Here is a 15,165-nt window from a genome sequence, read left to right as displayed (position 1 = left end):
GGAGCACTTCTTTCACGTATTTACGAGCGCGCGCGCATCGCTTCCGGAATTCATAAACCCGACCTTTGATTGAATGGTGACTTTGCCTGCAGAGCGGTCATTCAAGCAAGTAGGAGTGTTTCTGAAAGCCGTCGCCGACATCAAGATCTCCAAATTCGGGTGCGTTGTAGTCCCAGCCAACAGCATGGCAGCCAGACCAGTTCCCATAGGTCGAAGCACCGATATCTATCGCCATTTTGATGCCTTCGCCGGTGTTAAAGCGGGAACCTCGCACGCGCGCCATCTCCCATCCGGGACCCAGATAGCGGGTGCGCATCTCGGGGCTGGCTTGAAAGCCACCCGCTGCCACGACAACGGATTTGGCGCTGATGTCCTCAAGTTGCCCCTTGTGGCGGACCTTGACGCCCGTCACCGCATGGCCGTCTGTCAGGATTTCCACAGCGCGGGTGTCATAGCGGATTTCAATGCCAGAGGCTTTGGCGATCGCGGTATGGGCATCAACTAGGCCCGGACCACCGCCCCAGCTTTCCAGTGTCAGCCCGCCCCAAAACTTGAACCGTCCATCCACCTTAAAGGCCTGACGCCCATAGATGGGTAGAAACCGGATGCCCTTGCCGCGCATCCAGTGCATGGTCTCCCTCGATGACCGCACCAATCGCTCGCACAGGGCAGGGTCGGTGCGGAAACGCGTGACGCGAAACATGTCGTCGAAAAATTGTTCTTCGGTATAGGTGCCAAAATCGGTGATGGCGATCTGGTCTTCGCTCAGGTCAGGGCAAACGGCGCGGATGTCTTCGACCCCGTATAGGCAAAGCGGATCGCACCAGCGGTGTATCGAGAGTTGCCACCATTCTCCGCCTCTGGGGCGCATTCCAGCATCAAAACGCTTGCGCCTTTTTCCCGAGCCGCATGTGCGGCGCAAAAGGCCGCATTTCCAGCACCGATGATCAAAGTGTCCCAAGTCGTCATATGATCAATCCTCCTTTGGAGCTTTGAACAGATCCTTGCGCAGGGTCATCAGTGCGCCGGGGTCAGTTTTTGCCTGAATGACGGTGGTCTCACCGTTTGCTAGGGCCTCTTTCAGGGCAGGCCTCATACCGCCTGGGCCATCGACCCAGATACCTTTGCCGCCGCAGAGTTCGGCGAATTTGTCATAGCGCGGAGATTGGATTTCAGCGCCCAGCAGGCGACCGCCGTAGAATTCCTGTTGATAGGCTTTTTCCGCGCCCCATGCCTCGTTGTCGAGGACGATCAGAATGAAAGGCAGTTTGTGCGATATGGCCGTCTGGATTTCGATCATCGTGTAGCCAACCGCACCGTCGCCCATCAACGCGACAACCGGGCGGTCGGGCGCGGCGGCCTTGGCACCGATGGCAGCGGACATGCCAAAGCCCACCAGCCCGAAATCAAGCGGCGTGATCAGCGACATCGGCGCGTAATGCGCCAGACGGTCGGCGGCTTGCAGACAGGTATTGCCGGTGTCGAGAGTGACAATGGCATTATCGGGCAGGGCATCGCGGATCTCGGCCAACGCGCGGCGGGGGTGCATCGGCAGCGTCTCAATCGCGGCTTCCTCGGCCCTCTCAGCCCAAAGGCTGTCCATATCTGCCCGGAAGCTGTCGCGCCATGCGTCGCAATTGGGCTTTGACGCGGCAGCGGTCAGCGCCTCGGCGGTCAGCCGGGCATCACCTTGCGCGGCGATCTCAGCCGGGAAATAGCGACCCACGGCAGAACCTTCGATATCGACATGGGCGATGCGGGTCTCTGCTCCCACATAATCGTTGCTGTGGAAGGTGGAGTTAAAGCCAAGGCGCGCGCCCAGCACGACCATCACATCCGCCTCTTTCGTCAGGCGCGAGGCGACGCGGTTGCCACGCGGACCGGCTTGACCTGCGAACCACGGATGGCGGTGGCGCATCACATCCGCATGGCCGGTCGAGGCGACGACGGGGACTTCCAGCGTTTCAGCCAAGGTCGTCAACGCGTCGCGTCCAGCGCCCCATTTGAAACCACCGCCTGCGAAAATCACGGGACGTTCGGCATTCGACACCAATTCGGCAATCGCAACCACATCATCCGCCGCGGCGGGGCCTGGTCGGGCAATTTGCAATGGCTTGGGGTCAATGGCCGGGACATCTGCGGAAAACAGATCGCGGGGCACGTGCAGAACAACAGGGCCGCGTCGACCCGTGTTGGCCAGCCGGATCGCGTCTTCCATCATGGGCGCCAACCGGGCCGGATCAGTGACCATGACGGAGCGTTTGGAGATCGGGGCGAACAGGGCGACCTGATCGACCTCCTGGAACGTATCCTTGGCCTGATCGGCGCGGGTGATGGCCCCTGCGATCACCACAAGCGGCGAATAGGCCAACTGCGCCTCGGCCACCGCTGTCACGATATTGACCACACCGGGTCCGGCTTGCGCACCCAGCACGACCCCCGGCTTGCCAGTAGTACGTGCCCAGGCATCGGCCATATGGCCTGCCGCGCGTTCGTCGCGGGCGCCGACATAGGCAATCTCACCGCCTTCGTACATCGCATCGTAAAGTTCGAGCATTGAGCCGCCCAAGAGGCCGAACACCGTATCGATGCCATTGGCTTTCAAAACGCGATAGACGGCTTCGCCGCCATTGATCGTGGTCATGTCTGTTCTCCTGAAAGCGGATGTCTGCGCATGGCGGTCACTAGGCCTCCGATCTCGGGTGCAGGTTCTGTGGGTCGAACAGCGCATCGGGATACACGGTCGTCGCAATCTCGCGGTTCAGGATCTGCACCTTGAGCCCGTCATGCGGCGTGCCCTTGCGGACAAAGAGCCAACCAAGTGACTTGCCGATGCTATAGCCGTACCCACCCGATGTCGTCAGGCCCACGAGCTTACCCTCTAGTAGGACGGGTTCGCCGCCGTGGATGTCGATGTCATCGGAATGCAGTTCCGCATAAAGCAATTCCCACGTCGGACCGCGCTCCATCAACGCTGTACGGCCCACAAAGTCGCGGTTCTCGGTCACGACGAAACGTTCCAGCCCGACATCGAACGGGCCGATATCCGTCGTTAACTCACCGCTTGCGCGATAGGCTTTTTCCATGCGCAGGCCGTTGAATGCGTAGCTGCCCAGATCGACCAGCCCATGCTTTTCGCCCGCTTCGAACAGGGCATCGTACATCGCCCCGATTTGATCCAGCGGCGCGTGCAGTTCCCAACCAAGTTCACCAACAAAGGACACCCGCAGCATGTAGCAGGGCAAGCCTGCTATCGCGACTTCTTTGCCCGAGAGCCACGGGAAACTAGCGTTTGACAGATCCACATCCGTCAGCTCTGCCATGATCTTGCGCGAGGCTGGACCAGATAGCGCGAGCATGCCCCAATCCTGCGAGCGGTTGATCATCTGAACGTCTTCGCACTGGCGGATATGGCTCTTGATCCAATCGAAATCCGGGTTCGACCGGGCGATGGGTGAACCGGTGAAAAAGCGGTCTTCGGCGATGCGCCAGATCGTGATCTCGGTCTCGAACCGGCCCTCTTCTGTCAGCAGGTGGTTCAGGCTCATCCGCCCATCGCGCGCCGGGATTTTATTGGCCGACAGGCGGTCGAGCAACGCGCCCGCGTGCTTGCCAGTAATCTCGAACTGGGCAAAGGCGCAGAGGTCAATCACACCCGCCGCTTCTCGCGTGGCCTTGGCTTCGCGGATGGCATTCTCGTGCCAGTTTTGGTGACCCCAGCCGATCTGTTCGACCTCACCCACCTCACCGAAATAGCGCGGGCGTTCCCAGCCCGCGATCTCACCAAAGACTGCGCCCTTGGCGGCCAGCCGATCATAAAGAGGATGCCGATTCAGGGGACGCAGACTGTGGAATTGCTTGCCTGGGCAGGGTGTATCGTGGCGACGCATGAATTCGTCCTTGGTGCGTTCCACGATGAAACTATCGTCGGCGAATTTGCCGTACCGGCGCGGGTCAAAGCCGCGTGTGTTGATCTCGCTTTCTCCATGCACCATCCAGTCGGCCAGCACCTTGCCCGCGCCGCCACCCCATGCGAGCCCGATGGATGAACCGCATGAGAGCCAGACATTCGGCGCGCCAGAGGGGCCGACGAGCATTCCACCATCCGGCGTATGCGTGATCGCACCGCGCACAACGCGCTTGATGCCGAGGTCTGCGAGAATGGGCATCTTTTCTAAGGCGACCATCAGGAAGTCTCCGATGGAATCGTAATCAGCCTCAAAGAGCTCATTCTCTGCCGCCCAGGGCGCGCCTTGCGGCATTTCCCAAACAGTGGGGCAGACATGGCCTTCGTAGATGCCAATCAGGCCGGATTTCTGTTCCTGCCGGATGTAGCCGCCAAAGGCGTTGTCCCGCATCACTGGCAGTTCGGGGCGGTCGAGAAATTCCGGCACCGTGTCGGTGACAAGATAGTGGTGCAAGCAACTGACCGAGGGGATTGTCAGCCCGAACCATTCCCCCACCTGATTGGCATAGGACCCCGCAGCGATAATCACATGTTCAGCCAGCACGTCCCCCTTTTCTGTCCGCAGCAGCCACATGTCACCCTTGCGACTGGCTCCCAGTACCTGATTGTGTCGTTCGATCTTGGCCCCTCGCGCGCGCGTTGCGGTGGCCAGTGCCATGGCCACGCTGGAGGGATCGATATGCCCGTCTTCAAAGGTCTGAATCGCTGCCTTAACGTCATCAACCTTGTAGAATGGGTTGCCCTTGGCCACAGCTTCTGGCCCGACAAGCTCCATCGGCAGGTCAAGCAATTTGCCCACGCCCATGATCGACTTCATCCAGTCGACCTCATCATCGGTGGTGGCGATGCGGAAACCGCCAACCTCGTGCCAACCTATGCTTTGGCCGGTTTCCTGTTCGACCTTCTTGTAGGTGTCAATCGAAGTCTTGTTGATCCAACCCATGACCCGGCTGCCCACCGCATGGGCAATCTGCCCGGCTGCATGCCAGGTCGAGCCACTGGTCAATTCGGCTTTTTCGAACAGGATGGTATCGGTCCAACCCGCTTCGGCAAGCTGGTATTGGGCCGCAACACCCATGATCCCGCCACCGATGATGGCAACGCGGGTGGTGCGGAGCGTGTCTGACATCAGAACACCTCCTTCGCGGGTTTGAAGGAAACTTGAGCTGTGAAACGGTCGCAGGCGATTTCAACCTCAAACCCCGGCACGGTGTCTTCGGCGGAGAGCCGGTCCAGTGGTGCGTTGATCATCGCGAGTGCAACCGAGCGGTCAAAGCGGTAGCTCCACGCGGCCGAAGTGATCTGCCCGACAACCTGCCCGTCAAAGTAGATCGGTTCGTCATGTATCGGGGTCGCATTTGGATCATCAAAGAGCAGAGAAACGATGCGCCGTTTGGGCACATGATCTTTCAACGCGTCTTCCCCGACAAACCCGGTGCCTGTGGCGTAGAACGCGCCCAGCCCGGCTTCATGCGGTGTGGTGCCGGGGGTCAATTCGTGGCCAAGGGCGCGAAAGCCGCTTTCGATACGTAAGCTGCCGCTGGCGTAAAGCCCGGCATGTGTGGCTCCGGCATTAACCAATGCCTCATGCGCGGCCATGGCCATGTCGGAGGGGATGTAGAGTTCGTAGCCTTCCTCACCGGTAAAGCTCAGCCAGCCAGCCCAGCCGCAGGCGAGGCCAATCTCAACCGGCGCAAAGCCAAAGCGTTTGATGGCGGGCAGAGGGCTGCTGCTGGTGGCTTGCAAGACCTCCCGAGCCTTTGCCCCGGCCAGGCCGATGATGGCATAGCCGCTGGTGACATCTGTGAATTCGACCCGGAATTCGCCCTTAGTGTCGCGCATCCGTTTCATGTCGCGCACAACCTCGCCTGCGCCGACGATCATCAGATAGGTCTCAGGCCCATGGCGCTGAACGGTCAGGTCGCTTTCGACGCCACCGCGCGAATTCAGGATTTGAGTGTAGGCAATGCGCCCCTCGGCGATGTCCATTTGCGCGGTGCAAAGGTGGTTGAGGAAGACGCAAGCATCCGGCCCCTGCACCATGATCTTGCCAAAGGCCGATTGATCCAGAATGGCCGCCCCTCTCCGGCAGGCCGCAACCTCGTGTCCCACCGTGTCGCGCCATTGCGGTGCACCGAAGGTCAGCGGCAGATGTGCGTCCGCGCCACCAAAGTGCACCGCCCGCTCCCAGCCGCCGCGCCCTTCAAACTGCGCGCCAGCGGCCACCAGACCGGTATGGATCGGCGACCGACGCTGGCCTCGTGCGGTGCCCATCGAACGCCCCGGATAAGGATTGTCATAATGGCGGCCCAGCACTTCTGGAATACGCGCCTCTAAAGCGCCCAGCACGTTCATCTCTGGACTGAACCGACGGATATCGGCCTCGTTCAGTTCCATTGTCGGCTCGCCGGCGATGATCCATTCGGCCATCGCCTTGCCCGCGCCGCCCGCAAGCGCGATCCCGGTGGAGTTCATGCCGCCCATCAGGAACAGCCCGGGCACGTCGGGGCTTTCTCCCAACATGAACTGGCTGTCGAGCGTGAAGCTTTCCGGCCCGTTCAGCAGCATACGCACTTCGGCTTTCTCAAGCGCCGGGATGCGCCGCAGGGCGTTTTCCATCATAGGCATGAAATGGTCCCAATCCTCGTCGAGCAGATCAAATGAAAAGTCGGCGGGCAGGTCTTTAGTCGAGATGCCCTTGGCGTGTGGCTCAAATGAGCCGACCAGCAGCCCTTCAACGTCATCGCGGGCATAAAGGTAGGCATCCTGATCGTTCAGTGTGGGCAGATGCGAGCCTTTGCCCAGGGCCTGCACTTCGGCCAGCGGTTTGGTCAGGATGTAGAAATGTTCGCAGGCATAAAGCGGCATGTGCGCACCCGCCATCGCTGCCACCTCGCGCGACCATAGGCCAGAGGCAATCACCACCTCGTCGGCTTCGATCAAATCCGCGCCGATCTCAACACCCGAAATGCGCCCGCCTTTCTTTTGAAGGCCCGTGACGCGCGTATCCTCGCATATCTGCACACCCCGCGCCCGGGCGCCCTTGGACAGGGCCAGCGCCACATCCGACGGATTCACCCGCCCATCAGCAGGCGACCAGACCGCTCCGATCACATCGTCGGTTTCAATCAGCGGCCAAAGCTCTTTCGCGCGCGCAGCATCGACCACTTCGGCCTCAAGTCCAAAAGCCCGACCTAGCGAGACCTGACGTTTGATGTTTGTCAGACGGTCGGGATTAGTGGCCAGCGTCAGCGATCCGGTCTGCGTCCAGCCTGTGGCCTGTCCAGTCTCGACTTCCAACTCGCCATAAAGGTCGATGGAATAGTTGATCAGTTTCGTCAGCGTCGCTGAAGGCCGCAGTCGCCGCACCAGACCAGCCGCATGCCAGGTGGTACCCGAGGTCAGCTTGGAGCGTTCCAGCAGCACGATGTCTTTCCGACCCTCGCGGGCCAGATGATAGGCAATCGAACAACCAATTACACCACCACCTATGATCACGGTGCGGGCCTGAGAGGGGAGGTTCATGTCAGTATTCCCTCGCGTGTCATGTCCGTGAGGGTCTTGGCAAAGGCCTCAAGCGCTTCGTCAATCAGGTCCGGGGTATGTGCGGCTGATGTCAGACCCGAGGTATAGGACATGATGTCCACCCCATGCGAAAGCATGCCGTCCCGATAGCCGTTGACCACCGCTTTGGACAGGCCTCGGATTTGCATGGGGCTGAGCCCGTCAAGCGTGTCCTGCCCGAAATAGACATGGATGATCGAGCTATCGCCATAGGCTAGCCCCTTGACGCCCTGTTCCGCCATCCGGGCGTTCATCCCGTCGCGCATGCGTCTGGCCATCGCGTCCGCGTGGTCCTGCGCCGCTCCATCGGCGAGGTAAGGCATGGCTGCACACGCAGCCGCTGCGATTAGGGGGGAGGCGTTGAACGTGCCCTTGTGGCTGACCGCCGGGGCGATCCCGTCGCGTTCGGTGGCGTTGTTCATCAACTCCATGATGTCCGTACGACCACAGACCGCGCCACCGGGCAGACCGCCCGTAGCAATCTTGGCTAGCGTGGTCAGATCGGGCACGACCCCGTCCCGCGCCTGCCGCCCACCGGGGGACCAGCGGAAGCCGGTGATAATCTCGTCAAAGATCAGCACCACGCCTGCAGCACGGGCCACATCGTGCAGCGCCTTCAGGGTTTCGGTGGCGAGTGGCACAGAGCCGTAGTTGGCACCGGAGGCCTCGAATATCACAGTGCCAATCCGGTCATCTTCCAGCGCTTTGGCCATCGCATCGGGATCGGCAGCGCAGACCTGCACCAGTTCGGTGACGGGTACCGGCACACCCAGTGACGGCGGCGCGTTGCTGCCCGGTTTGGTTCCCTTTAGCGCGTGGTCATGCCAGCCGTGGTAATGGCCATCAATCCGCAGCACATGATCTTTGCCCGAATAGGCTCGCCCCAATCGCAATGCCAACATCGTGGCCTCGCTTCCCGAGGCGGTAAAGCGGGTGCGTTCGGCCGAGGGGTAAAGCCGGTTGATCCAGTCGGCCCACTCGATCTCGAACGCATGGCAATCGGCGGCAAAGATCGCCCGTTCGGCTTGCTTTTGCAGTGCATCGACCACAGCAGGGTGGCTGTGGCCCAGCAATTGGGCGGCCGAACCCATCTTGAAGTCAATATAGCGGCGCCCTTCGATATCCCACTTTTCAGCACCCAGCGCCTTGTCGATGTAAATCGGATGCGGGACACGATAGCGCAGTTCGTGGCTGACCCCACAGGGGAGGGCCGCGCGGGCCTGTTCGCTAAGGCGGAGATTACTCATTCTGACCGCCCAGATCCGGCCCGCGTTAGGCGGATGTCAAAGCTCGCACGCAATTTATTGTCCAATGTATCAGAGATATGCTTCGGAAAGTGGCTGCGCAGAATCTCGCGGGTTTTCTCGCGCGCAACATCCCCGATGGGCTTGGCGCCATCCTCCTCCCATTCGCGGGGCGTCCGGCGGTCACCGATCTCGGGGTAGAAATAGTCCGATTTCATCCGTCCGAAGGTGTGATGCTCACCCAGGTAATGCCCCGGCCCTTCGCAAACGGCCTTGATGACATCTGCTGCGATGTTTTCCGGAGTCGCCTCAATCCCTCGAATTGTACGCAGGATATTTCCCAGAAGATCGTTGTCACTGACATAGGCAGCGTGGCTAACGCCCAGCAGGCTCGACATCATACCCGCTGCCTGAGTGACAATATTGGACCCGGCATGGGCTGCCATCGCCACCGCAAGGGATTTCTCGGCTCCGTATTGCGCATCGAGGCATTTGGCATCGGTGATCCCGGCAATCGAACTGGTTGGCAAATTCCAATGCCGTCCCATCTGTGCCGCGCCTGCCATCAGAATGGCTTGTTCACCGCCGCCACCGCTCATGGAGCCCGTGCGTAAATCCGCGACGAGTGGCTTGGGTGCAAAGATCGCTTTGACATCCGAAGCCACCAACCGCGCGAAGACCAGTCCCGCCAAGGTCTCGGCCACGGCCTGCACAAGAGAACCGGCGACAGTGGCAGGGCTGGTCGCGCCAGCCTGACCCGCGCTGATAAGCTGAACGGGAAAGCCCGCCAGTACCGCACGTTCCAGCACCTCGCAGGCTTCTTCGGCAAAGCGCATCGGTGGCACTACATGACAGACCATGACCGTCATAAAGGGGCGTTCGCGGAAGGCTTGTTCGCTTCCGGCGATGGCATAGCAGAGGTCTGCGATAGCCTGCACATTCTGCGGCTCGGTGATCGAGATCGAGACATGTTTGGTCGTCCCAGCCAAACAGGCGTAAGCCGTGTTGAGATCCATCGCCGCGTTATCTTCAATGTCGCGTGCGACAACGGACCGGCTGAAATGATGGATATTGTCCATCCGGTCCACGATGCGGGCGGCATCGTAAAGGTCTTGCAAGGTGCTGTCGCGGTAAGCATGCGTGTCCAGATCAAACACACCGGGGGCCGCACCGCCCGTGGACATATGGACCCGAGTCCCTTCGATTTTCAGATCGCGTTCGGGCGTTTGCCCACAGAGTGTAAATCCATGCTGCGCCCCATCAATCGCCCATCGGACGAGCTTTTCAGGAAAGAGCAACCTCCCTTCCTTGGTGTAGCCCCCCCCGGCTTCGGTGACTTTTTCGATCATCGACGGAATGGCTTGGCTCAGGCCCAGCGTCGCCAATAGCGAAAACGCCGCTTCTTCAACCAGCTTCACTTTATCCGGCAACAACGGTTTTAGGCGTCCACCAAGGACACCGGGCCACACGGGGTGAATCACCTCGTCCTCGGTGGGTTGCTTTAAGCGGTCTTTGCGACCTCGGCGGCGGCGGGCTTCAACCATGAACTCATGAGTATTGTGTTTCCTCGACTGAACATTCGCAGCTAGAAGTCTAGTTTACAAAGGCGCCTTTCTCATCAAAGGATGAGTAAAATTAATGAATGATTGTCATGAAACCTTCGTTACCAGCCCTCCGTGCCTTTGACGCTGCTGCTCAGCACGGCAGTTTTCGAGCGGCGGCTGAGCATTTGTCGGTGACTGCGACCGCAATCAGCCACCACGTCCGCGGTCTTGAAGATCAGTTGGGCACCAAACTTTTTGTGCGCAACGGACGGGATGTCGCTCTGACCGAGGATGGCGCAAGATTGGCAAAGGCCACAGGCCAGGCATTCGGGATACTTGATGATGCCGTTCGAACGCTCCACCGTGGTACGCGCAAGGTCGTGCGTCTGGCTGTGGGGCCAATTTTCACGGCACGTTGGCTGATGCCAAGGATGAGCGAATTCTGGCAAGCTCACCCAAATATAGAACTCGAATTTCTGCCATCCATCGAACCAGGTGCCTTTGCCAACGAGACTGTCGATATCGTCATCCGATGGGACCGCATCGAAGGATCGGACCCTAAGGCAACCAAACTGCTAGAGTTGAGCCCTGCAGCCATTGCATCCAAGGCCTTCATCGAGGCGCATCCCGGCATTTGCCATCCTGACGATTTGAAGCGCTTGCCGCTGCTGCATCAAAGAAATCACTGGGGGTGGCTAGATTGGTTTGCGGCGATGAATGTCGCCGTCGGCTCGCCTCTGCGGGGACCAATTTTTCAGGACGCCAATACTTTGCTAAGGGGTGCTGCTGATGGACAGGGCGTGGTGATCGGCTGGCTGCCGCTTATTGACCAGGATCTTGCTGAAGGTCGTGTGGTCCGCCTATTTGACGAGGATATCTCCCCAACCCATGGATATTTTGTCGAAACGCGCGACGGCCATGCGTACCGAGCGGAGGTGCGTCGGGTCGTTGAATGGCTGACGGGCGGGGTGTGAAAGGCAGGCTTGTATTGGCACTGTCGTCAAGCAGAAGAACCCCCGTCATGTCGCCAGTCGTAGTGACGAAACCGCAGGAAGCTACCTCCGCTTCGCGGACATCGCATCAATCCGCGTCTAGGTGCGTCATTTCTCGCTGCGACTTAGAAACAAATATGCTCCAATGGCCCAGGATAGCCAGTTTCTCCACCGCCACGCAATATTGTGAGGTTAGCAGATGCAACGATTTTCATGCTGCGTGCGCACGTAGCGCAAAATCAGAGACTTCCGCTGTGGGCTCTTTCTGGGCTTTCTCTGCACCTGAGACCAATGGCTGATATCACTCTGCTCCAACGCGATGGAAAACCTTTGAGTCGCAAAAGGCAAAACTAGTGCATCGAGGAAAATCCAGTTGATTTAAAATCAATGACTTGGCCGCGTGCCAATGGCAAAACTATGAGTCGCCCGACAGTTTTACTGTAAGGCGACACATAGTTCTGCCACCAGCGACAGAACCTTGCCATTTTCGCCTCACTTCCTTCATCTAGCACCTAAACCGATTTCATTGATCCTGACTTCCTTTTGGGAAAATCAGGGCTGATTTGCAGACCAGACGCCGAGGCGCCTGTTCCTGCTGATCTGCCACGTGGCGAACGCTGATGGGGGCGAGGCAATGCTATTCGACAATAGTGGTGCGGCCCGCAGGCGTATCCGTCTGGGTCGTTTGGGGTGTGTAATACTGTGCCTTCAAACGCGTCGAGATCATCAGTCATTTGCAACCAAGACAACTTGCTTTGGTTGTTGACGTGAAAAGACGGTTTGAAATTTTCCGGGCTTTCGAGCGACGCAGCATAGAGGTGCATACCACCTGGATAGTGATCGGCTTCGAACCCAATTGGTGACCCGCAAGTTCCACAGAAGTGCCTAAAAACGACTTTGGAGCTTTCAAAAGTGCGTGGTTTATCACCAGTCCATTCAAAGTTTTCTATCGGCACACCGAACCAAGAAGCCACCGGCGCGGCGCAATTTCTACTGCAGTCATCGCAGTGGCAAAAGCATGCCCATGTTTGATCACCGTGGTAGACCCAGCTTGTTTAATTGCACAGACAATAACCACGAGTCGCCATTCGTTTTTCTCCTAACCTCCCGAAGCATAAGAATCTGGTATTCTTTAGGTGGATATTTTTGGACGTTTCATCAGCAGAAAACGTCGAAGTTCATGGTCAATTCGGGCTCGAAAAAGACGTCCGACAGCGATGGTTGGATGGCTGGTACCATGTTCATCGGGAACCCCTCAAGCGGCGTCTGAAACCTCGCGAGGCCGAGGTGGGGATAGTTTAGCGCACGCGAGGCCCCACTTAGACAGCGTTTAAAGCCGTACAGACTAAACTGGTTCAACGTCACTCACTACCGACGAACCAGCAACTTGGGTACCTTACTATTGGACCGCAAGTGACTGTAAAGTTAAAATGTTAGATGACAAAGGCAGTCCGCTTTTTGCAAGGGTACCAGCGAACTAGAATGCAAACTAAGAGCGTCAATGCTGTTCTTCCGGCCGTACGTTGCCTCTACATCCCTGAATTTAACGTGCGGCTAGTGTCAGAGATACTTTGGAGAACAGCACAACGACATCGGATGAGTGCTCTCTGTAGGCTCGAAGCTGTTTTTCTCCAAATTGCATGCCAGTGACTGGCCCAAGCCCAATTTTGACTTCCAGTTTTCTTAGTTCAAGTGTTCGAAAACATCTTGTGGATACCAAATGGAGTGCCAACTCACGAAGAAACCCGTTGGCTATCTGCTGCTTCCAATAGCGCCACCGTAACTGCGTCGATCATTTTAGTGTGTGGCGACGCGGCCATACTTGCCAAGCCAACAATGCGCTTAGGTCCGTTCTGTTCAAGGGGGATTCTTTTGAGCCGCAAGTGGTCATATGCAGCTAAGCGGCTGTCAGGGATGATTGATACTCCAAGTTCAGCGGCCACCATACTTGAGATTGCTTCGAGGCTCTCCAGTTCCATGGCGTCTTTGACTTCAATGCCCTTTCTTTGCAGCCAAGTCTCGATTTGCCTTCCTACAACGGCATCACGCGTAAAACGAATAAACGGTGACTCACCAAGCAGTTCTTTCGGAGGTAAATCTGGGGTGTTTTCCGAGACAAGCAGCACCAATTTTTCGGATACAATTTCAGAGAATTCCAACGTGTTTGGCAGAACATCTGGTCGGGAAATGATCGCCGCTTGAATCTGCCCGCGGTCTAACTGTAGCAAAAGCTGATTAGTCAAACCTGGAACAATCCGTACATGGATATCCGGATGCACGGACTTTAGCCTCGCTAGCGCAATCGGCACTAGTCCAGTCAGGGTCGTTGGAACGGCACCCAAAGTTATTTCACCAGAGAGTTCGTTGTTCGACTTCACCCTTTCCGCCAAACCATCATATGCGGCCACCACCGCAGCGGCCTCTCCGACGAACGTTAGCCCGGTATGAGTAAGTTTGGGCGATTTGGCTGATCGGTCAAATAATTCGAGCCCCAACGTAACCTCCAGATTCCGCATCTGGTGACTGACCGCCGACGGGGTTAGATGCTCCGCTTCTGACGCGGCACGGAAGCTACCATGTCGATGAACTGCTATTAGAGTTCGCAGTGACCGAATGCTCATTCCGGTAACCTCGCTACCGCCTAATCCGTGATCGATATGTGAAAGTTTTTCACCAATTAGTCAAAGAAATTTCGTTTTTGTTCATTTTTGTTGGAGTGTAACTTGCGCATAGCATGCCCAAAGAAATCAAACCCAGAGGTGCTTATGGTTGCTCCCAAATCCAACGCCTATACTTCCATCGTTGCCAAACCCTTCGCTCCAAACCTTGGCGCCGAGATCTACGGAGTCGATTTGAGCCAGCCTGTGCCTGACGATCAGTTTGCTGAGATCTGCGACGCCTTTCACACCTACCAGGTGCTGTTCTTCAAAGAGCAGAAGGAAATACCGCCTACGCAGCACATCGAATTTGGGAAACGTTTTGGACCGCTTCATGCGCACCCTGCGGCCCCGACAATGGAAGGATATCCAGAGATATTCGAAATCCATGCAACGAAGAATTCCAAAGTAGCCAACGGTGAGTTCTGGCACTCTGACGTCTCTTGCGATGAAACGCCGCCCCTTGGAACTATGCTACAAATCCATATCGCCCCCCCCTGTGGCGGGGACACTATGTTCAGTGATATGTATGCGGCCTACGACGATCTTTCTGAGCCGATAAAAAATATGATCAACGGATTATCTGCGTTTCATAGCTCAGAGCATATCTATAAAGGCCGCTATAGCGACCGTGGACAAAAAGACAGCGATATTGACTGTCCCGAAGCAGTTCATCCGATTGTTAGAACTCATCCGGAAACGGGCCGGAAATCGCTGTTTGTGAACCGAACATTTACCACAAAAATATTGGGCATGTCGGATAAGGAAAGCGACGCGATCCTCAACATGCTTTTCGAGCATGCAGAGCAAATCAACTATCAAATCCGGTTCAGGTGGTCGCTCAACGACATGGCCTTTTGGGACAACCGGTGCTGTATGCATCGCGCTATCTGGGACTATTGGCCCGCAGAGCGAAAAGGGCGACGTGTGACCGTGAAAGGCGATAGACCTGTTTAGTACCGACCGAGCCGAATTGCTCTAGCCGAGTTCGTTATACGGGAAACACGTTAGCGACCAAAGGTTAGTTGAACTTCCACTTCGGGCTCTTAGCAGACATCTACGCCAGTTTGCCTATGGGACACGATTTTCACGGCTATTTTCCAGCGGGATCCGACTTCTCACCTTCGCCAGACCGAACAATTTGCGTTTCGTTCGAATTTAAGGGCTCCAGCAGTTCGAATGCGTCATCCGCGTTGC

Annotated in this window: 10 protein-coding genes and 1 pseudogene; 2 read left to right on the top strand and 9 right to left on the bottom strand. The window is 57.5% G+C overall.

Annotation, left to right across the window (positions count from 1 at the left end; genetic code table 11):
• Positions 1-97 precede the first annotated feature (97 nt).
• The 7 genes from ACR0KL_RS22510 to ACR0KL_RS22480 form a co-directional block, all read right to left on the bottom strand.
• Positions 98-703, bottom strand: a complete 606-nt coding sequence (locus ACR0KL_RS22510; RefSeq protein ID WP_480777543.1) for an FAD-binding protein — start codon at positions 701-703, stop codon at positions 98-100.
• Between the two features lie 62 nt (positions 704-765).
• Positions 766-969, bottom strand: coding sequence for an FAD-binding protein (locus ACR0KL_RS22505; RefSeq protein WP_480777542.1), 204 nt, complete (start codon positions 967-969; stop codon positions 766-768).
• A 4-nt stretch (positions 970-973) separates the two neighbouring features.
• Positions 974-2,644 (bottom strand): thiamine pyrophosphate-binding protein, encoded by a 1,671-nt coding sequence (locus ACR0KL_RS22500; RefSeq protein WP_480777541.1) that lies wholly within the window; start codon positions 2,642-2,644, stop codon positions 974-976.
• Between the two features lie 40 nt (positions 2,645-2,684).
• Entirely contained in the window at positions 2,685-5,096 is a 2,412-nt protein-coding gene (locus tag ACR0KL_RS22495) for an FAD-dependent oxidoreductase (protein ID WP_170644440.1), read from the bottom strand.
• Entirely contained in the window at positions 5,096-7,492 is a 2,397-nt protein-coding gene (locus tag ACR0KL_RS22490) for a GcvT family protein (RefSeq protein WP_480777540.1), read from the bottom strand. Before ACR0KL_RS22490 ends, ACR0KL_RS22495 begins: the two co-directional genes overlap by 1 nt.
• Complete coding sequence (locus ACR0KL_RS22485) at positions 7,489-8,778, bottom strand: aminotransferase class III-fold pyridoxal phosphate-dependent enzyme (protein WP_170556700.1); 1,290 nt, start codon at positions 8,776-8,778, stop codon at positions 7,489-7,491. Before ACR0KL_RS22485 ends, ACR0KL_RS22490 begins: the two co-directional genes overlap by 4 nt.
• Positions 8,775-10,319, bottom strand: a complete 1,545-nt coding sequence (locus ACR0KL_RS22480) for a trimethylamine methyltransferase family protein (RefSeq protein WP_480777539.1) — start codon at positions 10,317-10,319, stop codon at positions 8,775-8,777. Before ACR0KL_RS22480 ends, ACR0KL_RS22485 begins: the two co-directional genes overlap by 4 nt.
• 107 nt (positions 10,320-10,426) lie before the next feature.
• Between ACR0KL_RS22480 and ACR0KL_RS22475 the strand changes: the two genes are divergently transcribed.
• A complete protein-coding gene (locus tag ACR0KL_RS22475) occupies positions 10,427-11,293 on the top strand; it encodes a LysR substrate-binding domain-containing protein (protein WP_480777538.1) in 867 nt (288 codons plus the stop codon).
• A gap of 530 nt (positions 11,294-11,823) precedes the next feature.
• Here the strand turns inward: ACR0KL_RS22475 and ACR0KL_RS22470 are convergent.
• Both ACR0KL_RS22470 and ACR0KL_RS22465 read right to left on the bottom strand, forming a co-directional pair.
• Positions 11,824-12,324, bottom strand: a pseudogene (locus tag ACR0KL_RS22470) (GFA family protein); the annotation flags it as partial.
• 720 nt (positions 12,325-13,044) lie between these two features.
• Positions 13,045-13,932, bottom strand: coding sequence for a LysR family transcriptional regulator (locus ACR0KL_RS22465; protein WP_480777537.1), 888 nt, complete (start codon positions 13,930-13,932; stop codon positions 13,045-13,047).
• Positions 13,933-14,076: 144 nt separating this feature from the next.
• Between ACR0KL_RS22465 and ACR0KL_RS22460 the strand changes: the two genes are divergently transcribed.
• Positions 14,077-14,925 carry a TauD/TfdA dioxygenase family protein gene (locus ACR0KL_RS22460; protein WP_480777536.1) on the top strand — a complete coding sequence of 283 codons (849 nt, stop codon included), beginning with the start codon at positions 14,077-14,079 and terminating at the stop codon, positions 14,923-14,925.
• The last annotated feature ends 240 nt before the right edge of the window (positions 14,926-15,165 follow it).

The sequence above is a fragment of the Ruegeria sp. C8 genome, from assembly GCF_056537565.1.
This window is presented reverse-complemented; position numbering and strand designations above follow the sequence as displayed.

Bases quoted from the DNA above. Each gene is read 5' to 3' on its own strand.
- ACR0KL_RS22510 (WP_480777543.1), bottom strand. From the start codon at position 703: ATGTTTCGCGTCACGCGTTTCCGCACCGACCCTGCCCTGTGCGAGCGA.
- ACR0KL_RS22505 (WP_480777542.1), bottom strand. From the start codon at position 969: ATGACGACTTGGGACACTTTGATCATCGGTGCTGGAAATGCGGCCTTT.
- ACR0KL_RS22500 (WP_480777541.1), bottom strand. From the start codon at position 2,644: ATGACCACGATCAATGGCGGCGAAGCCGTCTATCGCGTTTTGAAAGCC.
- ACR0KL_RS22495 (WP_170644440.1), bottom strand. From the start codon at position 5,096: ATGTCAGACACGCTCCGCACCACCCGCGTTGCCATCATCGGTGGCGGG.
- ACR0KL_RS22490 (WP_480777540.1), bottom strand. From the start codon at position 7,492: ATGAACCTCCCCTCTCAGGCCCGCACCGTGATCATAGGTGGTGGTGTA.
- ACR0KL_RS22485 (WP_170556700.1), bottom strand. From the start codon at position 8,778: ATGAGTAATCTCCGCCTTAGCGAACAGGCCCGCGCGGCCCTCCCCTGT.
- ACR0KL_RS22480 (WP_480777539.1), bottom strand. From the start codon at position 10,319: ATGGTTGAAGCCCGCCGCCGCCGAGGTCGCAAAGACCGCTTAAAGCAA.
- ACR0KL_RS22475 (WP_480777538.1), top strand. From the start codon at position 10,427: ATGAAACCTTCGTTACCAGCCCTCCGTGCCTTTGACGCTGCTGCTCAG.
- ACR0KL_RS22465 (WP_480777537.1), bottom strand. From the start codon at position 13,932: ATGAGCATTCGGTCACTGCGAACTCTAATAGCAGTTCATCGACATGGT.
- ACR0KL_RS22460 (WP_480777536.1), top strand. From the start codon at position 14,077: ATGGTTGCTCCCAAATCCAACGCCTATACTTCCATCGTTGCCAAACCC.